The sequence below is a fragment of the Bradyrhizobium sp. P5_C11_2 genome (genome assembly GCF_054049755.1).
On the sequence record NZ_JBFULT010000071.1, the window covers coordinates 1 to 19,728 of the forward strand.

Here is a 19,728-nt window from a genome sequence, read left to right on the forward strand (position 1 = left end):
GATTGGTTGCCGCCAATGTCATGCGCAATCCGCTTGATGCCGGCTTCGACGTCATGACGACGACATCTCACAAGACACTGCGCGGCCCCCGTGGGGGGATCATCCTGTGCCGGAAGGAAAATGCCGGTCGGATCGATGCTTCCGTCTTTCCCGGTTTACAGGGCGGACCTCACATGAACGTGGTGGCCGGGATCGCCGTGACGCTCAAGCAGGCGGCGACCGCGGATTTCCAGGTTTACGCGCGGCAGGTCTTGCGCAACGCGAAGGTTCTTGCCGGTGCGCTGATGGAGCGAGGGATGAAGCTGGTCACGGACGGGACGGACAATCACATGATGGTCGTCGATACGGTGGCATCCGTCGGACTGGACGGGCGAGCAGCCGAGGACGTGCTCGATGCCATAGCCATCACCACCAACAAGCAAGTTATTCCGGACGATCCGCGCCCGCCGCTGAGGCCGAGCGGTATTCGCCTTGGGACACCGGCGGCGACCACGCGTGGCATGGGAGAATCCGAAATGCGTCGTATCGGCGAGCTCATTGCGGCGGCTCTGCAGGCGAACGGAGACGATATGGTCGTCGCGCGCCTCAGGTCAGAGTGCGTCGAGATGTGCCGGGCTTTTCCTGTTCCAGGCGTGGTGCCTGGCTCCGGGCCGAACTGATCGGCTGCACGCCAGCAACCGCAACTTCAGTCCGCGTCCTAGCGGTCCGATCCGTCGGTGCCCGTCCGCACCGCAGGCGCGGAGCCGGGCTGCACGCCTGGCCGCGTCTGGCTTGCACTGGAACGCGCGCGCTGACGTTCGCTGTCATGCAGCGTCGGCTGGTACTTCGCGCGTGTGACGGCGAGCGTCGAGCCGCGCCAGGCCGCCAGCATCACCAGTGCGGAGCGGTCGGCGAGGCGGTCATAGAGCCGCGACAGCCGGTAGACCGCGTCCACGGACGTGCCGATCTCCGGCTTGAAGAACAACAGGATGCGCTGGAAGTTCGGACTCGGCATGTCGAGCGCGCGCGCGGCAACCGCCAGCGCTTCGCCGCCGGGATCGTCGACGATCTCGGCTGCGACGCGCGAGGACAGGATCAGGCTGTCGCCGAGCTCGAAGGTGAAATTCTCGGCGTCGCCCGCGATCGCCGCCATCTCCAGGATCTGGATCGCGCGCTTGGCGCGCACGGTCGGAATCCGCGGCGCGGCCTTCAGCGGGGTCTCCGCCAGATTGTGCAGGATCAGCGCGCGCTGGGACGCATCGGCGCCGAAGAACATGTCGTGGATCTCGGCCGCGTCCTTCGGCTGCATCGCCATGCTCGCGGCCATGCGCAATTCCGCGTCGGTCGGCGTGCGAGCCGGCGAGGGGGCGGACGCGCGTGCGGGTATTTCGCGTGCGAGCGGAACCCTGCGGCCATCCTGGGTCGCGACCAACCCGAGTTTCTGCAGGACCGGGACCGGCGTCTGCGGGTAAATCGCCAGCTTCGCCTTGACGGAGGCGCGCGTCGCATCGTCGACCTGGTCGATCAGCCGCGTCGCAAGCTCGATAAACTGACGTTGTTCGTCATCGCTATGGACGCGCGTCTGGACATAGAGGTCGGTCAGCACGCGCAGCAGCGTCGGACGAACATCGACGCCCTCGCGACGGGAGAGGGTCATCAGCCCGTCGAATCCGGGAAACAGCGACTTGGTCATTGAGGCGTACGCAACTCGGAAGAGACTGGTGCCGCAGCCTATCGCAGGTTCGTTTAAAGCCTCGTTAAGGAAAACGAGACGTGAAGCCCAACGCGTCATTTCAGCCGTTGTCGTGCCGCAACGGGACGGCCCGCGCACGCCCCGTGCGGTTACGGTCCGCCCCGCCTGTTTACACCCCGTTAACCATGAACTGATCTTAATGATCCCATGTTGCACGAGCGCGTTTGGTCGCGCGGCAATAGAAGAGAGCTGACATGGGGACCATCATTGAATTTCCGGCCGGTCGCCGGGTGGGCTCGTCGGGGGACGTCGCTCCGCGCGCGGGAATGGGAACGATCCTGATCCTTCCCGTGATCCGTATCGAACGCGAGGCGGACGAAACCAGCGGCGATCGTGGGCCGGAAGCGGGCACAGCGCCGGGGCGCCGTCGTCGCCGCCGCTGACGTCCGGCTTCTTGCAATGCCGGACCCCATCCGCCAGATCCGACCTTTCGTATCGGCCATCGTGCTCGCGCTGCTAGGCGCGACACTCGCTGCCTGTAGCGGCGGCGATTTCGGCCGCACCCGCGCCGACATGCGCAGCGACGACATGCATCGCTGGCTGGGCGCTGAAGTCACCTCCAGCGTCGGCCTGAAACCGTCGCAATTCCAGCTCACCGACGAAGAGCGTCAGCTTCGCGACCTCGCTTATCCCCTGATCGAGCCGCCGCTGTCGCGCCCCGCATGGAAGAGCGTGTTCGGCGACTACAAGGCGCTGCCGTCGCCCTGGCGCCAGACAATCGTGTTCGACCGCACCATGTACGGACGCACGCTGATCGACGAGCCGCATCGCTCGCATTCCTCGCGCTATGCGCAGCTGATCGAGGACGTGCGCAACGACATCACCCGCTTCGAGCCGTTCTTTGCCTCCGCGATCCGCGTCATCGACCTCGACAGGAAGCGCAATGCCAGCATGGCGCGCGTCTCCGAGCTCTCGCCGAGGGAGAAGGCCGATGCGATCGAGCGCATGCAGGAGAACTCGCTGATCGTGCAGTGGGTGCAGCAATGCCTGGAGCAGCGCGTCTCGTCCTATCGCTGGGCGCTGGAGCGGCTGGTGATCCAGGCGCCCGACGGCATGGCCGCCGACGCCGACCGCCTGATCGGCGAGCTCGCGGCCCAGACCGCCAACCCGCCAGTTCAAGCGCAGCCGCCCTACGGCCGCGCGGTCATCTCGAAGGGCTGACGCATGCCCTTGGCTTCCATCACCTACGTGCCCTTGTAGCCGAGCCGCCTTCGCAACCGTGGAATCGCGAAGTCCAGGAAGGCGCGCAACTTCAACGGCACCTGGCGCTGGCTCGGATAGATCAGGCTGACGGGCATGGGAGGCGGGTCGTAAGCGCTCAACAGCTTCACCAGAGTTCGTGCCTTCAACTCATCATCGATGAGGTACGACAGGACCCGCGCAATTCCGGCACCGGCGATCGCAGCGGCCACCGCTGCCTCGCCAAGGTTGACTGCGAGCCGACACGGGGCCTGGATCGTCTGTACGGCTTCTCCGGTCAAGAACTTCCAATCGGACGACGTGGCGTGCGCCGACTGAACCACGCAATCATGCGCAACGAGATCGGCGGGCCGTTTCGGCGTGCCACGTTTCTTCAGATAGGCGGGACTGGCGCACAGGACGAGGCTGATTGCCCCGACCCGCGTGCTGATCGTGCTGCTGTCCGGTAGCTCCCCGATGCGCACGGCAAGGTCGACATGCTCCTCGACAAGGTTGACGTATCGATCGGTGAGCTGCATCCGCATCCGGATGTCCGGGAAGACGCGTTGAAACTCCACGACAATCGGCAAGAGATGGCTGCGGCCAAGCACCGAGGGCGCGGTGATGATCAGCTCGCCCTGAGGCGCGTGGTATTCCCCAGACGCCGTACGTTCGGCTTCCGCGATCTCCTCCACGATCCGCCGGCATGAGGCGACATAGCTGCGCCCAATGTCGGTCAGCACGAGCTTGCGGCCGCCCCGGTGGAGCAGGCGAACGTTCAGGTGCTCCTCCAGGTCCGAGACCCTTCGGCTGACCGTCGCAAGAGGGATGCGCAGGTGACGGCTCGCGGCCGAAAGGCTGCCGGTGTCAGCCGCGGCCACCAGGATCGCCATGGCTTCCAGTCGATCCATAAGCCTTCCATATTTGAAAGTTGTGTTCCCATCTTAGTCGGTATCACTCAGATCTGGAAGGCATTAGATCAACGCAAGCGCAACGTGCAGGCAGAGAGCAAAGCCATGAAAGCGATCCAGTATCAGTCCTACGGAGACTACAGCCAAAATCGCCTGGTCGAGCTCCCGCGCCCCGAAGCTCGCGCCGGCGAGGTCATCGTCCAGATGCATACGGTCGGCATCAACCCTTTGGACAACACATTCCGCTCGGGTCACTACTATGCGGCGACGCCGCAAAACCTGCCCCGAATCGGCGGTCAGACGGGCGTGGGCACGGTTGTCCAGGGCAAGAGCGACGGCTTCAATGTCGGCGATCGCGTGTTCGTCAGAGGGCCCGGCTTCGGCATCACGGCCGACGGCACCTGGCGTGAGTTCGTGGCCGCGCCCGCTGCGGGCCTCTCACACATTCCCGACAATGTCGATGACGATCACGCCGCGGCCTATCTGGCGGGGGCGGGATATCTGACGGGCTATCTGGCGCTGACGGAACTCGCAAAATTCAGGCCGGGGCAAACGGTGCTGGCGCCCGCCATTGGCGGCGCGGTCGGGATGGAAACGGTGCAGGTCGCGCGCCGCCTCGGCGCGTCCCTGACGATCTCTACCGCCGGCAATACGCAAAAAGCCGAACGGGCGCGCGCGGCTGGCTACGAGCATGTCATTGATCTCTCCAGGGAGAGCCTCAAGGAAGGCGTGCTTCGCATGACGGAGGGCAAGGGCGTGGACGTTGTCGTGGATGGGGTGAGCGGCAACCTGACCGCCGACGCGCTATCCTCGCTTGCCTTTGGCGGCACGGTCGTGATCGCCGGTTACGCCGGAGGACGCGAGGCGAAGGTCGACGTGACGGACGTGATCTGGAAGGCCGCGACCATCCGTGGATTCACGTTCAGACTTTTCACTTCGCAAACGGTCGCTGCCGCCAGCGCCGAGCTTCTGCAATACCTGAAGGAGGGGACGCTGCAGCCCACGATCGGCAAGGTATTCCCCATGTCCGAGGCGGCCGAAGCCGTCCGCTTCCTGATTGAGGATCGGCCGTTCGGTCGCGTGCTCATGCACGCGCAGCGCTGACACGCGCGCCGCGTCCGCGCCGGGACGTTTTACGGGCATCAGGGCGCGATCGGCTTCCGCTACGCCGCTGCTTCTGCAGCTTCCCGACGAAATCCTTCAGCGCGTCCGCCAGCGGCACTGATGCGCGATAGGCGAGGCCGACCTCGCGCCTGACTTTGACCTCGATCTCGCGCACGGCGACGTCCGGATTGCCGCGCGCCACGCCTTCCGGGACGATGGCGATGCCGATTCCGGCCGCGACCAGCGCCATCGCCCAATCCTCCGATTGCGCGATCGCGGCGGGCTGGCGGCGTTGCGCATTGCGGCCGAAGAACTCGCTTTGCTCGCAATGGCAGCGGTCGATCAGGGCCGCGCCGGCGAGATCGGCGGCGCGACGCTTGTCCTTGAGCGTCAGCGGATGCGACGGCGGCAGCGCCGCGACATAGCGCTCGCTCCACAGCGCGACGAAATGCTCGTCGCTGCGCAGCATGGTCTTGGAGATGATCCGCGCATCGGCGCGCTCGTCGTGGCCGACCAGGCGGAGCGCGATGTCCGCGCGCGCCGTCAGCGGCTTCAGCAGCGCGATCGTTCTGGGCACGTCGAGCGTGCGCATCAGGCCGAGCGTCAGCGTGGCCTTCGTGCTCGGCTTCCTGAACAGGCTGCGCGCGGCATCGGCCTCGTCGATGATGCGGCGGGCAACGGCGTGAAACTGCTCGGCCGAGGCGGTCGGCGCGACGCCCTTCTTGTGGCGGATGAACAGCGTGGTGCCGAGCTCGGCCTCCAGATGGGTGATCGCGGTGGAGATCGACGGCTGCGACACGAAGCATGCGCGCGCCGCCGCGGTCAAATTGCGCGCGCGGTAGACGGCGGAGAAGTAGCGAAGCTCGCGGATGTCCATAGGATCGGCCTAGAGATATCATCAATATTCGATATTTTACCTATGGATTGAAGGATGACAAGAACGCCCTGGTCACAAACGGCGAGGTCTTCCGTGAAAATCCATCATCTCAACACCGGCACGATGTGCCCGATCGGCCGCCGCCTGGTGAACGGCACCGGCGGCCTGTTCCAGCGGGCCCGCATGGTCTGCCATTGCCTGCTGATCGAGACCAATGACGGGCTCGCCCTGGTCGATACCGGCATCGGGCTTGGCGATATCGCAGCGCCCGAACGACTGGGACGGCGATGGCTGCGGCAGACCGCGCCAAGGCTCGATCCGTCGGAGACGGCGGTGCAGCAGGTGAAGGCGCTCGGCTATTCGCCCACGGATGTGCGCCACGTGCTGCTGACCCATCTCGACCGCGACCACGCCGGTGGCGTGCCTGACTTTCCCCACGCCGCGATCCACGTGCACCGCGTCGAATACGACATGGCGGTGCTGCGCAAGCCCGCGCCGCCCGAAGGGCGCTACGTCACCGGGCAGTGGAGCCACGGACCGGGCTGGACGTTCTATGATGAGGCCGGCGAGGACTGGTTCGGCTTCAAGGGCGTACGCGCGCTGGGCGACCGGGAAGGCGACATCCTGATGATCCCGCTCGCGGGCCACACGCTCGGCCATTGCGGCATTGCGGTGCGCATCGGCGACACATGGCTGCTGCATGCCGGCGACAGCTATTTCCATCATGCCCAGCTCGATCCGTCCCCGCGCATGCCGCTGGTGCTCGGCTATTTCCAGCGCCGGGCCGACATGGACCGGAAGCTACGGATCGCCAACCAGGCGCGGCTGCGCGCGCTGAAGCTCGGCCATGGCGACCGCGTCACCATCTTCAACAGCCATGATCCCGTCGATTACGAGAACTGCCGGTGCGGCCGGCATTAGGATGTGATGATTGGGTTCGACCAGGCGCCTCGGTCTTGCCCAAGCGGCCTATCGGGCGCTCGCCGGTGACGTACGCGACGGCAGCCGAAGCCGACGCGGCCGGTGAATACCGCATTTCGACAACAGCCGCTTGGTTTTCGTCCCGCTTCGCCGCACACTGGCGCAGGAGATCGAAGTCTCTTGCGGATATCGAATGGTCCAGATCAGACGTCGCGCCGGGCGAATGGGAGCCCGCCAAATCTACGACACGCTGAAGGACCAGATCATGGCGCGGGTGTACGGCGTCGACGGCCTGCTGCCGTCGTCCCGCGCCCTCGCCGGCGAACTGGGCGTCTCGCGCACGACCGTGACGGTGGCCTACGAGCAGCTCGCGGCGGAAGGTTTTATCGAGATCCGCCATGGCGCGCGGCCGCGCGTTGCCCGTGCCGTCGTCGAGAGAGGACGCGTCCGCGCCGCATCCAGGCCCTCGGCGCGCAATCTGCGGCTTTCGAAATTCGGCGAGCGACTGCGACAAGACCCGCCTCGCTGGATCGAACCGGCGCGCGGCCTGCTTGCAAACTTCAGATACGGCGACCTGTCGCCGTCGGACTTCCCGATACTCGCGTGGAAGAAGGCCATGGTCGCCGCGTTGAACCGTCGGACCGAGCGCATGGCCTATGAGGATCCTTGCGGATCGCCGAGGCTCCGCAGGGCGCTCCAGGGCTATCTCTGGCGCTCGAGGAGCGTGCGATGCGATGTCGACCAGATCGTCGTCGTGAACGGATCGCAGCAAGGGCTCGATATTTGCGCGCGGCTGCTGCTCAGCGCCGGCGACCGCTTCGTCATGGAGGATCCGGGCTACCTGATGGCGAGGTTCGCCTTCTCGGCCACCGGTGCCGTCGCGGTGCCGATTGCGGTCGACAGAGACGGTCTGGAAACGGCGCGCCTTGCGACGGTCGAAGCCCGGCTCGCTTACGTGACGCCGTCGCATCAATATCCGCTGGGTGGCGTCTTGCCGATAGGACGCCGGCAACAGCTGCTGGCATGGGCGGCCCGGGCCGACGCCGTCGTGATCGAAGACGATTACGACAGTGAGTATCGATACGACACCAAGCCGGTCCCGCCTCTTCATGCGCTGGAAGGCAGCGGCAACGTCATCTATCTCGGCACGGTATCCAAGACGTTGTCGCCGACGTTGAGGATCGGCTATTTGGTGGTGCCCCCCGGGCTGCGACCCTTGTTCAGCGCGGCCAAGCAGATCATGGATCGGCACACGCCCCGGGCTGAACAGGAGGCGCTCGCCACGATGCTGGAGAGCGGCGCCTACGACAGCCATGTCAGGCGGGTCCGCAGGCGCAATGCTGAACGCCGGCAGGCGCTGCTCGATGCCTTGCGCCACTGGTTCGGCGATCGGATCCGGATCGACGGCGCGGATGCCGGCTTGCACGTCGTGGCGTGGTTTCGCGATCTGGCCTTGGAATACGAAGCAGCGCTGATGGAGGCAGCCCGGTCGAAAGGCGTGGGCGTCTACCCCGTCTCGGCGCTGTTCGACCGGCGCGGGCAGGGGCGCCGCCGCCGTCCGGAGGTCGTCGGTTTCGTCATGGGCTTCGCGGCGCTGGACGTGCGGCAGATCGAGCGGGGCTGCAAGCTTCTCGCTCAAGCCGTCGACGAAATCGCCCCCCGGCGACATCGGAAACTGGACCAGAATAAAGTTTGAGAACTGGCAGTTTTGTGTATGCCAGATTCCAGCTATCTCCGAACCAGGAACGGAGAGAAGCGATGTATATACCCCCCGCCTTCAAGGACGACGACGTCGATAGCATCCGGGCGATCATCCGCGACGCCCGGCTCGCCAATCTCGTGACGGCCACCGCCGAAGGCCCCGTGGCGACGCCATTGCCGCTCTTCCTCGACGAGACGGAGGGCGAGCACGGAACGCTGTATGGGCATCTGGCAAAGGCCAACCCGCAATGGCGTCTGCCCCCGGTCGGAGAAGCTCTGGCGATTTTCGCGGGGCCGGAGGCCTACGTGACGCCGTCCTGGTATGCGACCAAGCAGGAAACCGGAAAGGTGGTGCCGACCTGGAATTACATCGCCGTACACGCCTACGGTCCGGTCGAGTTCTTTCAGGAGCCCGAGCGGCTGCTCGACGCGGTAACGCGCCTCACCAACAAGCACGAAGGATCGCGCGCGAAGCCATGGGCCGTCACTGATGCTCCCGCTGATTTCATCGCAGCGCAGTTGCGGGGAATCGTGGGCATCCGCATTCCGGTCGTGCGGTTCGAGGGCAAACGCAAGATGAGCCAGAACCGTCCCGAAGCCGATCGCGTCGGCGTCGCGGCGGGGCTTGCGGCAAGTGAAAATCCGCAGGACCGGCAAGTCGCTCCTTTGATCCAGGTCCCGGTGTGAAGCGTCTTTGGGCCTGAGGACTTGGGGGCGCGGGCGATGCGAGCTATCGGGCTTCGACCACCTCGCCGTCCTCCTTCACGAACCGGCCGACGGGATCGTTCAGGAGATCGATGACGGCCTCGGAGGGCCGGCACAATCGCGTGCCCTTTGGGGTGACCACGATCGGACGGTTGATGAGGATGGGATGCGCCATCATGAAGTCGAGCAATTCATCGTCCGTCCATTTGGGGTCGTCCAGCCCGAGCTCCTTGTACGGCGTACCCTTCTCGCGCAGCAAGGCGCGGACCGGGATTCCCATCGCCGCGGTCAGTTGCTTGAGCGTTTCGCGCGACGGCGGCGTCTTGAGGTATTCAATGACGACAGGCTCAGCGCCGCTCTGCCGGATCATGGCGAGCGTGTTGCGCGAGGTTCCGCAAGCTGGATTGTGGTAGATCGTGACGGTCATCTCTGTGTCTCCGCGATTGGAACGGGGCCACGCATATCGGTGCGCCCGAGCAGCCAGTTCATCAGCAGCATGCCGGCGATGGCCCCGCAGAGCTCGGCGAGAATGAATCCGGGCAGGTCACCAGGACGAATGCCCGCAAAGGTGTTTGTCAGGGACCTTGCGATTGCGACCGCCGGATTGGCGAACGATGTCGAGGCGGTGAACCAGTAGGCCGCCGTAATGTAAAGGCCGACCAGCCATGGGACGGCCGTCCTCTGAAAGCGGATGCCGGCGAGGATCGTCGCAACCAGCCCGAAGGCAGCGACGGCTTCGGCGAACCATTGTGGTCCTCCGGTCCGGACCTTCGTCGAGAGGTCGAGCAGCGGCAGCCCGAACATCAGATGCGCGGCCATTGTTCCCGCGATGCCGCCGGCGATCTGGGCGATGATGTAAAGCGCGGCCTCATTCGACGGCAGCTCGCGCTTGCCGGCGAAGACCAGCGTGACCGCCGGATTGAAATGCGCGCCGGAGATCGGACCGAGCACGGTGATCAGGACAACCAGAATGGCCCCGGTCGGCAAGGTGTTGCAGAGCAGCGCAAGCGCCACGTCCCTGGTCAGCGTTTCGGCCATGATGCCGGAGCCTACAACGGTGGCGACGAGAAGACCTGTGCCGAGCGCTTCGGCGGCCAGGCGCCGCGAGAGGTCGAAATTGTCCATCAGCGGCTTCGCTCCTTTCGCTTTGGAGAGCAGCAGGCTTGAAGACTTTCGACGACCGGCTCGCAGACCTCCGGTCGCCCGCCACAGCAATCCCGCAGCAGGAAAACCGCGACGTCCCGGAATTCGGCGAGGTTGGCGCGGTAGACGATCGAACGGCTGTGCCGCTCCGAGGTCACCAGCTGCGCGCGCGTCAGGATCGACAGATGGGCCGAAAGCGTATTCTGCGGGACTTCCAGCTGGCGTGCGAGGTCGCCGGCGGCAAGGCCATCGGGCTCGTGCCTGACCAGCGTCCGGAACGCCTCCAGACGGGTCGATTGGGACAGCGCGGCGAGCGCCAGGACGGCTTCTTCAGCTTCCATATATCCAGATTTATAGAAATGAAAGCCGGGCGTCAATCGGATTTCCGAACTTGGCCGCGTTGCGCGAATGACTAGAATGCGCGTGTCTTGCGATCGCGGAAGCCGGCCAATGCAAACGCAGTCGATTATTACCTGTCCAGCCTGTCGGTACACGTCAGCCGAAACCATGCCGACTGATGCCTGCCAGTTCTTCTACGATTGCAGGGGGTGCGGGACCAGGCTCAAGCCCAAAAGCGGCGACTGCTGCGTCTATTGTTCGTACGGATCGGTCCCTTGTCCGCCGATCCAGCAGAACGGCAGGTGTTGCTAGAGCCAGCGTCAGCCGGCGGTGGCTCGCTCCCCGTATTTCCAATATTCTAGAAATACGGTTGACAGAGAGATCCGAACGGGAGCATCCTGGTGTCATGAAGATCGGCGACGCAGCAGCACGCCTGGAAGCCTTAGGCAATCGGACACGGCTTCAGATCTACCGGGCCCTGGTTCGCGCCGGCCGATCGGGCATGCCCGTCGGCCGCCTGCAGGACAAGCTGAAGATCCCGCCATCGACGCTGTCGCACCACATCAAGTCTCTGGTCGCTGTCGGGCTCGTCAGTCAGGTCCGCGAATCCACGACCCTGGTCTGCCATGCGAACTACGATTCGATGCAGGGCCTGGTCGATTTCCTGGTGTCGGAGTGCTGCGCGGACGAAGCCGAGTGCAAGGATGCCAAGACGGCAGCCTGATTTTTTCGGCCGAATTATTCGATGATTCTAGAATGATGGGAGTAACGAGATGAGCGACGGCAAGACAGTTGCCATCATCGGGGCGGGGCCTGTCGGCCTGGCTGCAGCCGCGCATGTGCTCGAACGCGGCATGTCGCCCGTTGTGCTGGAGGCCGGGCGAGAGGCCGGGCACGCGGTGCGCCGGTGGCAGCACGTCCAACTGTTCTCGCCCTGGGAGTACAATGTCGACAAGGCCGCGGTGCGCCTGCTCGCGCCGACGGGATGGAATTCGCCGGACCCTCAATCCTATCCGACCGGCGGCGAACTGCTCGAGCGATACCTGACGCCGCTCGCGACGCGAACGCCGCTGCGCGAGGCGATCTGGACGTCGAGCCGGGTCTCGGCGATCAGTCGCGTCGGCTTCGACAAGGCGAAGACCAAGGGGCGGGAGCAGGCGCCTTTCGAAATCCGTTATCAGAACGGCAAGGGCCCCGAAGTGCTGCGCGCCGACGCCGTGATCGATACGTCCGGCACATGGTTCTCGCCCAATCCGGCCGGCCGCAACGGCTTGCCGGCGATCGGCGAGCCCGAGTGCACCGAGCACATCGCATACGGCATGCCGGATGTGCGCGGTGGCGATCGTGCGAGATATGCCGGGAAGACCGTTGCTGTCCTCGGCGCCGGCCACTCCGCCGTGGGCACGCTGATCGATCTCGTGCATCTCGCCGACGAGGTGCCGGGTACGCAGCCCGTCTGGCTGTTGCGCGGCGCCGATCCCGCCAAGGCTTTTGGCGGCGGCCGTAATGATAAGCTCGCTGCACGCGGTGAACTCGGCAGCGCCTTCGCCGCGCTGGTTGCTTCCGGGAGGATCAGGGTAGAGACCGAATTCGGCGTCACGCATCTGTCGGAATTCGAAGGCCGCCTCAAGATCGCTTCCGGCTCCTGTTGCGGTGCGCGCAGCGTGGTCGCGGACGAACTGATCGTGTCGACAGGCTTTCGTCCCGACTTTTCGTTCCTGTCAGAACTGCGCCTGCGGCTCGATCCGGCGATCGAGGCGCCATTGGCTCTCGCGCCGCTCATCGACCCCAACGAGCACAGCTGCGGGACGGTGCGCCCGCACGGCGCGCGCGAGCTCGCGCATGATGAGGCAGGTTTTTACATGGCCGGCATGAAGTCGTACGGCCGCGCTCCGACCTTCCTCATGATGACGGGTTATGAGCAGGTCCGCTCGATTGCGGCTGATATCGCCGGCGACAAGGAGGCCGCGGCAAGAGTCGAGCTGGTGCTGCCGGAGACCGGCGTCTGCACGCGCGGTGGCGTCGAGAGCGCCGAAGCCGCATCGGGATGTTGCGGGGGGCCGGCGAAGGAAGATGTGTCGGCCTGCTGCGCTGCCGATGAAACGGCCAAGAAGGCTGGCGCTGCGGGGTGCGGTTGTTCATGACGCGAGTCCCTGCGGGCCACGCTGGAGGTCCGCTCGCCGTTGTATTGGCGCTCGGCACCGCACAGACCGTTGCGTGGGCGTCGAGCTCCTATCTCCCCGCCATTCTCGCCGCACCGATCGCGCGCGATCTTGATCTTGCGCCGGAGCGTGGGGCACCGGCGCCGCGCTCGACATGGCTGCTCGGGGCGCGGGCGACGTGGAGCAACTCGGGCTTGGGCGTGTAACTCATAAACGTCAGCTTACCAACGCAAAACGGAAGTCTCCCACCTTGAACATGTTCGGCGGCTTGTGACCCGCAGCGGAAGTGCATTGATCTAGATCAACCCAGAGCTGTTCCGTTCCGCCCATCTGTGCCTCAGCGTCATCGGTCGCGATAGCTGACTAACGGCAGTGGAGGGAGCAGACCATGAAGACCAAGCCAAGCTTTCAGATCGGTACGGTCGCGATGTTGGCGGCCGTGTTGTTGAGCTCGACGGCGGTGGGGGCCTTCGCCCAGCAGCAAACCACCGGGACGCCCGGCTCGCCGAGCGCCACGACCACGATCGATGGCCGCTATCTGCCGCCGCCGCCCGCGCCGTTCCAGGGCGAGATCAACCTGAACGCCCTGCAGTCGAAGGCGGCCTGGCCAGCGCGTGTGGTGCCGCCGAAGGATGCGCCGAACATCCTCCTGATCATGACCGATGACGTCGGTTTCAGCGCCCCTTCGACCTTCGGCGGGGTCATTCCGACACCGACCTTGGATCGGATCGCGGCAAACGGGCTGCGCTACCCGAATTTCCACACCACGTCGTTGTGCTCGCCGACGCGCGCCGCCCTCATCACCGGCCGCAACCATCACTCGGAAGGCTTTGGCGTGATCTCGGAGCAGGCCACCGGATTTCCCGGCTACAACAGCGTCCTTCCGAAGGACACCGCCACGATCGGCCGCATTCTGCTGGAGAACGGATACCGCACCTCGTGGTTCGGAAAGGATCACAACACGCCGACCTACCAGACCAGCCAAGCCGGCCCGTTTGACCAATGGCCGACCGGAATGGGTTTCGAATATTTCTACGGTTTCATGGGAGGTGACAGCAGCCAGTGGACGCCGATGCTCTTCCGCAACACGACACTGATCGCACCATTTGCAGGGCGTCCGGAGTGGAACCTGATCACCGCCATGGCCGATGAGGCCATCAGTTGGGTTGACAGACTGAACTCCATCGACCCGTCGATGCCATTCCTTCTGTACTACGTTCCGGGCGGCACGCATGCGCCGCATCACCCGACACCGGAATGGATCAAGAAGGCCACGGATCTTCACCTGTTCGACAAGGGCTGGAACGATCTTCGCGATCAGATTCTCGCAAACCAGAAGAAGCTCGGCGTGGTTCCTCAGGACACCAAATTGACGGCCTGGCCTGATGATCTGCTGAAAAAGTGGGACGTGCTGTCGGCCGACGAGAAGAAGCTGTTTATCCGCCAGGCAGACGTTTACGCCGCGTATCTCATGTACACCGACCACGAGATCGGCCGCGTCGTCCAGAAGGTGCAGGATATGGGCAAGCTCGACAACACGCTCATCATCTTCATCAGCGGCGACAATGGTGCGAGCGCGGAAGGAACGGTGAACGGCACGTTCGCCGAGCTCGTCCCCTTCAACGGCATCAATCCGACGGTCGCCGAAAATCTGAAGTTCTACGACGCCTGGGGCAGCAACGAAACGTACCCGCATTACGCGGTGCCGTGGGCATGGGCGTTCGACTCGCCGTTCAAGTGGACGAAGCAGATTCCGTCATTCTTTGGCGGCACGCGCAACGGCATGGCGATCTCCTGGCCGGCGCGCATCACCGACAAGGGCGGCATTCGCTGGCAGTTTCATCATGTGATCGACGTGGTGCCGACGATCCTGGAGGCTACCGGCATTCCCGCACCCGTCATGGTGGACGGCATCGGGCAAAAGCCGATCGAGGGCGTCAGCCTGGCCTACACCTTCGACAAGGCGAACGCCGATGCCCCGACGCGACACCGCACCCAGTACTTCGAAATGATGGGCGTGCAGGGTCTGTACAATGATGGCTGGATGCTGAGCGCGATTCCGATCCGTACGCCCTGGGATCTGGCCGGCAAGGCGGTCGAGGATCCGGCCAGCGCCTTCAAGTTCGAACTGTATAATGTGAGCAAGGACTGGTCGCAGACCACCGATGTCGCAGCCGCCAATCCGCGTAAAGTGCAGGAGATGAGGGACCTGATGTTCGGCGAGTTCGCCAAGTATCAGGTGCTGCCGCTGGATGCTTCGGCGGCGACGCGACTGGCTTCGGCGCGTCCCTCGGTGACGGCGGGACGGAAGGTGTTTACCTATTCGACGCCGATAACCGGTCTGCCCGACCCGGTGGCGCCGCAGCTCCTCAACACGTCCTACACCATCACGGCGGATGTCGACGTGCCGCAGGGAGGCGGCGAGGGCTCGATCGTCGCCGAAGGCGGGCGATTCGGCGGCTATGGGATGTACCTTCTGAAGGGCAAGCCCGTCCTCACCTGGAACCTGCTCGGTCTCGACCGCGTCCGCTGGGAAGGCCCGCAAGCGCTTTCGCCCGGCAAGCACACCATCGTGTTCGACTTCAAGTACGACGGTCTCGGCTTCGCCACGCTTGCCTTCAACAACATGAGCGGCATTGGCCGTGGCGGCACCGGAACGTTGACCGTGGATGGCAATGTCGTTTCGACGAAGAAAATCGAGCGCACGGTGCCGCTGATTCTGCCAGTTGACGAAACCTTCGACGTAGGCTCAAAAACCGGCACGCCGGTGGATGATAGGGATTATCAAATCCCGTTCACGTTCACGGGCAAGATCAACAAGGTGACGATCTCCGTCGAGCCGCCGAAGCTGACGGCGGAGGACGAGAAAAAGCTGGCGGATGCGTATCGCGCCGCGCAGGACGCGAAGTAGCCGGCATGGTTGCGCACCAGCCGGGGGCGGCACAGCCCTCGGCTGGCCATCGAGATGGACGGCTTCCCGCCTCCGTTGCTGATTGCCGGAAGCAAAAATCCTGCGTCGGTCGTTGAGCGTAGGTCCGCTTGTGGCCCACAGCGTCCAGCCTCCACGCTTGCCTTGGCGTCTGCTGCTGGAGGTGGACCGGACGTCCTCGCAGCATGATCCAATCGACGCGAATGGCCCAAATCGGACATGCGGCTCATTTCTCTGATTCCGCATCCACCGGCGAAGTTTAYGTCGATAATGGACTTTTTTCAGAGCGGACCAATGCGTGACGCGACCACCGACCGAATATCGCTTTGGGACCGCGCTGGTCTGGTCAGCGGGCTTGCGCCATACTGTGAATATCGACCGGCTTCCTGTGATGCTGAAGGGATGGCGAGCGGTGAGACCGGGCAGGGACTTCACCCGGTCCCCGAAAGTCGGTGCATCACCGTCCGTGCGATCGCCGCCGGGGCCTGGTCGGGAATCGCGAAGCAAGAGCTCGCGTTGATTTCGCACAGGACGTAGGTGTCGTTACCCGCCGCATCGCGCGGCCCGTACAGGAAGTCCGCGTCCCAGATCACCGGGAGCGACCGCTCATCGATGCCGAGCGTGTCCATCATCTGCGGCGTCCATATGTCCTCCATCGATCTTCGGAGCGCCTGGAATTGCGAGGCGTCGGGTCCGTGCATGATCCGCGGCCCCGGCTGGGCCTCGGGCGAGTCCACACCTTCCGGCGGCGGCGGGATCAGGGCCTTGATCAGCTGGTGCCCGAAGCCTGCGACCTTGGATCCGCTCATATAGCAGCGGATCATTCCGTCGGGCAGGCGGGGTTGAAAGGCCTGGTCGATGATGCAGCCGCCCCAGCCGAAATAGGGCTCGCATCGCGCGAGCAAGGCGTCGAGCGGCATGTCCTCGGGCAGGCTGCCGCGTTGCGCGTGGAGCACCCGAACCATGCTGTCCGCGTTGGGCAGTGCCTCCACCTTCCAGACCCCTTGGCCTCCATTGCCCCGATTTTGCTTCAGCACGCGGGGCCCGTTGGTCCGAAGGCGCGACGCAAATTCGGCGCGGAAGGCCGCAGCGGTGTCATAGCGATGCGTATCGGCGCCCCATCCGAGATGACGCGTTCGGTAGAGCACCTCCTTGACGCCCATCTTCAGGATGATGTCGGGATGCGCGCTCACCCACGGGCCTTGCGCCGCAACGTCGCGAAGCAGGGCATCGAGATCCGCGCGCGTCTTGCCCTGATGGATCGGATCGACCCAGACGAGCACACCGCCGACCGAGAGCAATTGATCGCGGACGGCGTCGGCGAAGGTCTCGTCGTAGATGACCGGCCGGGCTTCGATGCCGATAGCGGCGAGTGCTTCGAAAACGYGGACGAAACGGCTGTTCTGCGCGGTTGCGTCCCGGCGTGCGGCCGCGTCTCCGCGTGAGAGGATGGCGACGATGTGTCGGGGGGAAGGGTGTCGTTCGGTGTCCATGCGCAAGCTCCACGAGTGGCGTGCTGCGCAGAGCTTGGACCGAAGCCTCACGGGGAGTCTGCTTTGTCCCCACATCGGCAAGTCTACGTGAGATGATGCTCACGTTTCAAGACGGTCGTTGGCGTGGTTCCGTTCGAACGGTGAACTCTTCGTGACGCTCGTCACGGCCGGTTGACAGCTCCGCCCCCGCGGCTTCTATTCCGGGTACCGGGGATGTGCGATCTCCTCGCGAGGCGACATGCCCAAGAATCGCGTCCTGATCACCAAGGGCGCAGCATGTCATCATACATTTCGATTTCATTCGACAGATTGTCTCCACTTATCGGCACGGCGGCCGCGCCGACGCGCGTTGATGCCTGCGTCCTGTGGTGCCTCGTGGACACCATGGAGGGGCAATCGCGAAACTGACTTCACCTGGGGCCGGGACACAACCAGGAGAACGATCATGCGAATACGGACAATCATTCGCACCGTCCTATTGCTGGCTACCGCGGGCGGGCTCTCGACTGTACACGCGCTGACACAAGAAGAACTCGTCGCCAGGATCCAGGCGGCCGGCTACTCGCAGGTCAGCGACATCAAGTCGACCGCCGAGGGGACGACCGCCAAGGCCGTGAAGAACGGCAAGGAGGTGCGGCTGGTCGTCGACAGCAGCGGCCAGGTCAAAGAGCAAAAGTGAGACGCTGACGGCTCGACAGCCCGGAATGCCAGCTCAAGGGAGCAGAACCATGCGAAAGACAATCTCGGCGCTGATGGGCATCGGCGCCTGCTTGTTCGCGACGAGCGCAAGCGTTCAGATGGTCGATGGGCGAGCGTTCACCGAACTATTCGTCGCAACCGCTCATGCGCAAGATGCCGATTGGCAGAAGGTCGATGAGACACTGGGCCGAAAGGCGGCCGTCACCGGCGACGTCCATCGCTACGGCTTTCCGCGCACCGACCTGACGGTAACGCTTGACAGCGTAACCATCAAGCCGGCACTCGCGCTTGGCGGCTGGGTCGCGTTCAAGCCCGCGCATGGCGGCGTCATGGCGATGGGCGACCTCGTGCTGCTGGAGTCCGAGATCAATCCTGTGATGGCGAAGATGATCGCAGATGGGCTCGAGATCACCGCCGTTCACAACCATCTGCTCGGCGCGAGCCCGGCGACGTTCTATATGCACGTGGCCGGGCATGGCGATCCGGTCAAGATCGCGGCAGCCATCCGGGATGGGCTTGCCGAAAGCAAGACGCCGCTGTCGGCAGTGGCTCCGGCGGCCCCTCCACCTGCCGTCGCTCTCGATACTGCGCAACTCGACCACATCATCGGCGTCAAGGGGCAGGCCAACGGCGGCGTCTATCAGTTCAACGTTCCACGCCGCGATCCGGTGACCGAAGAAGGGATGCAGTTGAGCCCCGTCGGTCCACTGGGCGTCGCAACCGCCATCAACTTTCAACCGACCGGCGGCGGCAAGGCGGCCATCACCGGCGATTTCGTCATGACCAGCGGCGAGGTGAACCCCGTGATCAAGGCGCTGCGATCGCATGGCATCGCCGTGACGGCTCTCCATAGCCACATGCTGGACGAACAGCCGCGCCTCTTCTTCATGCACTTCTGGGCCAACGACGACGCGATCAAGCTTGCCAACGGCCTGCGTGCCGCGCTCGACAAGACGGCCAGCACGAAAAGCTGACTTTGGAAGGGGAGCGATGCGACCATTTCGAAAAGAGCCGCTTGGATTTCGATCGGCTTCACCGCACACTGGCACAGGAGATTAATGGATTTCGGCGGGTATTGAATGGTCCAGATGAGGCGTCGCGCCGGGCGAATGGGAGCCCGGAAAATCTACGAAACCCTCAGGGACCAGATCATGGAGCGGGTGTACGGCGTTGACGGCATGCTGCCGTCGTCCCGCGCGCTCGAGGACGGTGTCCGCTTCGAGATAGAAGCGGTTGTCGTTTGGAAACGCGGCGATGACCGCTAAGGGCCAACAGCAGACTTAAACGGTCTGCAAACCTTATTCCTGGAGAGGCGCGAACCTAGGCGACGTTGTGTTACCATGGCGAGCATGTTTCGCCTCAGAATCCCGCCCACTGTTCTGCTCGTCCTTATCGTTGGGGGCGCGTCCTGCATTTTCGTGTTTTTCGGCCTCTATCTACTGATCGCGCTGATTGCGTTGAACCTGGCCTGCCTGCTGTTGGCCCCGATCGCCAGACGGCGCGGATGGGGCGCTGAAGGGCGGCTCACGAGACATCTCAGTCGTCCCCAGTTCGAGGACGAAAGCCGCAGAGCCAGTTAGGTGCGAGAGCGTACGTAACCCTAATGAGGAGGGATGACTATTTCGGAGGAAGTCCGAGTTTGGCGGTTACGAGCGCGAGGCTTTGCGGCTGCTGGAGTTCTATGTTTTGCCTTGATTTTCTTGCTGAAGATTCTCGATCCAACCGAGTTCGCGAAAAGCTCGATTGGTCCGCTTGTTCTGGTGCTCGTCTCTCTTTGGTTGTACGGGCTATATTGCACCTACCGGTATTGGAAAGATTTTAGAGAAGGTGAAA

20 protein-coding genes and 2 pseudogenes are annotated in these 19,728 nt (G+C 64.1%); 15 read left to right on the plus strand and 7 right to left on the minus strand.

What is annotated here, in order from left to right; genetic code table 11:
• A pseudogene (glyA, locus tag ACXJL8_RS10285) lies at positions 1–659 on the plus strand (serine hydroxymethyltransferase); the annotation flags it as partial.
• A gap of 38 nt (positions 660–697) precedes the next feature.
• On the opposite strand, the gene ACXJL8_RS10290 reads toward glyA, so the two are convergent.
• Positions 698–1,672: a DUF2336 domain-containing protein gene (locus ACXJL8_RS10290; RefSeq protein ID WP_456619095.1), complete on the minus strand. Its 975-nt coding sequence runs from the start codon at positions 1,670–1,672 to the stop codon at positions 698–700.
• A 254-nt stretch (positions 1,673–1,926) separates the two neighbouring features.
• Here ACXJL8_RS10290 and ACXJL8_RS10295 point away from each other — a divergent pair, with 254 nt between their 5' ends.
• Positions 1,927–2,115 carry a hypothetical protein gene (locus ACXJL8_RS10295; protein WP_456619094.1) on the plus strand — a complete coding sequence of 63 codons (189 nt, stop codon included), beginning with the start codon at positions 1,927–1,929 and terminating at the stop codon, positions 2,113–2,115.
• A gap of 16 nt (positions 2,116–2,131) precedes the next feature.
• Positions 2,132–2,893: a hypothetical protein gene (locus tag ACXJL8_RS10300; RefSeq protein WP_456619093.1), complete on the plus strand. Its 762-nt coding sequence runs from the start codon at positions 2,132–2,134 to the stop codon at positions 2,891–2,893.
• Between the two features lie 23 nt (positions 2,894–2,916).
• Here the strand turns inward: ACXJL8_RS10300 and ACXJL8_RS10305 are convergent, their stop codons facing one another.
• Positions 2,917–3,822 (minus strand): LysR family transcriptional regulator, encoded by a 906-nt coding sequence (locus ACXJL8_RS10305; RefSeq protein ID WP_456619092.1) that lies wholly within the window; start codon positions 3,820–3,822, stop codon positions 2,917–2,919.
• Between the two features lie 105 nt (positions 3,823–3,927).
• On the opposite strand from ACXJL8_RS10305, the gene ACXJL8_RS10310 reads away from it, so the two are divergent.
• The gene (locus tag ACXJL8_RS10310) at positions 3,928–4,926 is read left to right on the plus strand and encodes a quinone oxidoreductase family protein (protein WP_456619091.1); all 999 of its coding nucleotides are present in this window, start codon (positions 3,928–3,930) and stop codon (positions 4,924–4,926) included.
• On the opposite strand, the gene ACXJL8_RS10315 is transcribed toward ACXJL8_RS10310, so the two are convergent.
• Positions 4,907–5,803: a LysR family transcriptional regulator gene (locus tag ACXJL8_RS10315; protein ID WP_456684956.1), complete on the minus strand. Its 897-nt coding sequence runs from the start codon at positions 5,801–5,803 to the stop codon at positions 4,907–4,909. The two genes, ACXJL8_RS10310 and ACXJL8_RS10315, sit on opposite strands and share 20 nt — an antisense overlap.
• Positions 5,804–5,896: 93 nt before the next feature.
• Here ACXJL8_RS10315 and ACXJL8_RS10320 point away from each other — a divergent pair, with 93 nt between their 5' ends.
• The 3 genes from ACXJL8_RS10320 to ACXJL8_RS10330 all read left to right on the plus strand — a co-directional run bounded on the left by ACXJL8_RS10320 (position 5,897) and on the right by ACXJL8_RS10330 (position 9,112).
• Positions 5,897–6,724 (plus strand): MBL fold metallo-hydrolase, encoded by an 828-nt coding sequence (locus ACXJL8_RS10320; RefSeq protein ID WP_456619089.1) that lies wholly within the window; start codon positions 5,897–5,899, stop codon positions 6,722–6,724.
• A 193-nt stretch (positions 6,725–6,917) separates the two neighbouring features.
• On the plus strand, positions 6,918–8,420 hold the full coding sequence (gene pdxR / locus ACXJL8_RS10325) for a MocR-like pyridoxine biosynthesis transcription factor PdxR (RefSeq protein ID WP_456619088.1): 1,503 nt from the start codon (positions 6,918–6,920) through the stop codon (positions 8,418–8,420).
• 62 nt (positions 8,421–8,482) lie between these two features.
• Positions 8,483–9,112 carry an FMN-binding negative transcriptional regulator gene (locus tag ACXJL8_RS10330; RefSeq protein WP_456619295.1) on the plus strand — a complete coding sequence of 210 codons (630 nt, stop codon included), beginning with the start codon at positions 8,483–8,485 and terminating at the stop codon, positions 9,110–9,112.
• A 43-nt stretch (positions 9,113–9,155) separates the two neighbouring features.
• On the opposite strand, the gene arsC is transcribed toward ACXJL8_RS10330, so the two are convergent.
• The 3 genes from arsC to ACXJL8_RS10345 are packed head-to-tail and all read right to left on the minus strand — an operon-like array spanning position 9,156 to position 10,614.
• Complete coding sequence (gene arsC / locus ACXJL8_RS10335; protein WP_456619087.1) at positions 9,156–9,557, minus strand: arsenate reductase (glutaredoxin); 402 nt, start codon at positions 9,555–9,557, stop codon at positions 9,156–9,158.
• Positions 9,554–10,255 (minus strand): aquaporin, encoded by a 702-nt coding sequence (locus ACXJL8_RS10340; protein ID WP_456619086.1) that lies wholly within the window; start codon positions 10,253–10,255, stop codon positions 9,554–9,556. Before ACXJL8_RS10340 ends, arsC begins: the two co-directional genes overlap by 4 nt.
• Entirely contained in the window at positions 10,255–10,614 is a 360-nt protein-coding gene (locus ACXJL8_RS10345) for an ArsR/SmtB family transcription factor (protein ID WP_456619294.1), read from the minus strand. The genes ACXJL8_RS10340 and ACXJL8_RS10345 overlap by 1 nt, the downstream gene beginning before the upstream one ends.
• A 109-nt stretch (positions 10,615–10,723) precedes the next feature.
• On the opposite strand from ACXJL8_RS10345, the gene ACXJL8_RS10350 reads away from it, so the two are divergent.
• From ACXJL8_RS10350 to ACXJL8_RS10370, 5 genes and pseudogenes are all read left to right on the plus strand, one after another.
• Positions 10,724–10,924, plus strand: coding sequence for a GDCCVxC domain-containing (seleno)protein (locus tag ACXJL8_RS10350; RefSeq protein ID WP_456619085.1), 201 nt, complete (start codon positions 10,724–10,726; stop codon positions 10,922–10,924).
• Positions 10,925–11,018: 94 nt separating this feature from the next.
• Entirely contained in the window at positions 11,019–11,336 is a 318-nt protein-coding gene (locus ACXJL8_RS10355) for an ArsR/SmtB family transcription factor (RefSeq protein WP_456619084.1), read from the plus strand.
• 49 nt (positions 11,337–11,385) lie between these two features.
• Positions 11,386–12,756 carry an NAD(P)-binding domain-containing protein gene (locus ACXJL8_RS10360; protein ID WP_456619083.1) on the plus strand — a complete coding sequence of 457 codons (1,371 nt, stop codon included), beginning with the start codon at positions 11,386–11,388 and terminating at the stop codon, positions 12,754–12,756.
• Positions 12,753–12,896, plus strand: a pseudogene (locus ACXJL8_RS10365) (MFS transporter); the annotation flags it as partial. The gene ACXJL8_RS10360 and the pseudogene ACXJL8_RS10365, both read left to right, overlap by 4 nt.
• A 266-nt stretch (positions 12,897–13,162) precedes the next feature.
• Positions 13,163–15,685: an arylsulfatase gene (locus ACXJL8_RS10370; protein WP_456624373.1), complete on the plus strand. Its 2,523-nt coding sequence runs from the start codon at positions 13,163–13,165 to the stop codon at positions 15,683–15,685.
• A 449-nt stretch (positions 15,686–16,134) separates the two neighbouring features.
• Here ACXJL8_RS10370 and ACXJL8_RS10375 read toward each other — a convergent pair whose 3' ends face one another.
• Positions 16,135–17,196 (minus strand): Cj0069 family protein, encoded by a 1,062-nt coding sequence (locus ACXJL8_RS10375; protein WP_456684958.1) that lies wholly within the window; start codon positions 17,194–17,196, stop codon positions 16,135–16,137.
• Between the two features lie 445 nt (positions 17,197–17,641).
• Here ACXJL8_RS10375 and ACXJL8_RS10380 point away from each other — a divergent pair, with 445 nt between their 5' ends.
• The 3 genes from ACXJL8_RS10380 to ACXJL8_RS10390 all read left to right on the plus strand — a co-directional run.
• On the plus strand, positions 17,642–17,875 hold the full coding sequence (locus tag ACXJL8_RS10380) for a hypothetical protein (RefSeq protein ID WP_456624375.1): 234 nt from the start codon (positions 17,642–17,644) through the stop codon (positions 17,873–17,875).
• 49 nt (positions 17,876–17,924) lie between these two features.
• On the plus strand, positions 17,925–18,869 hold the full coding sequence (locus tag ACXJL8_RS10385) for a DUF1259 domain-containing protein (protein WP_456624376.1): 945 nt from the start codon (positions 17,925–17,927) through the stop codon (positions 18,867–18,869).
• Positions 18,870–19,508: 639 nt separating this feature from the next.
• A partial coding sequence (locus ACXJL8_RS10390; RefSeq protein WP_456684957.1) for a hypothetical protein occupies positions 19,509–19,728 on the plus strand: 220 nt, incomplete at its 3' end.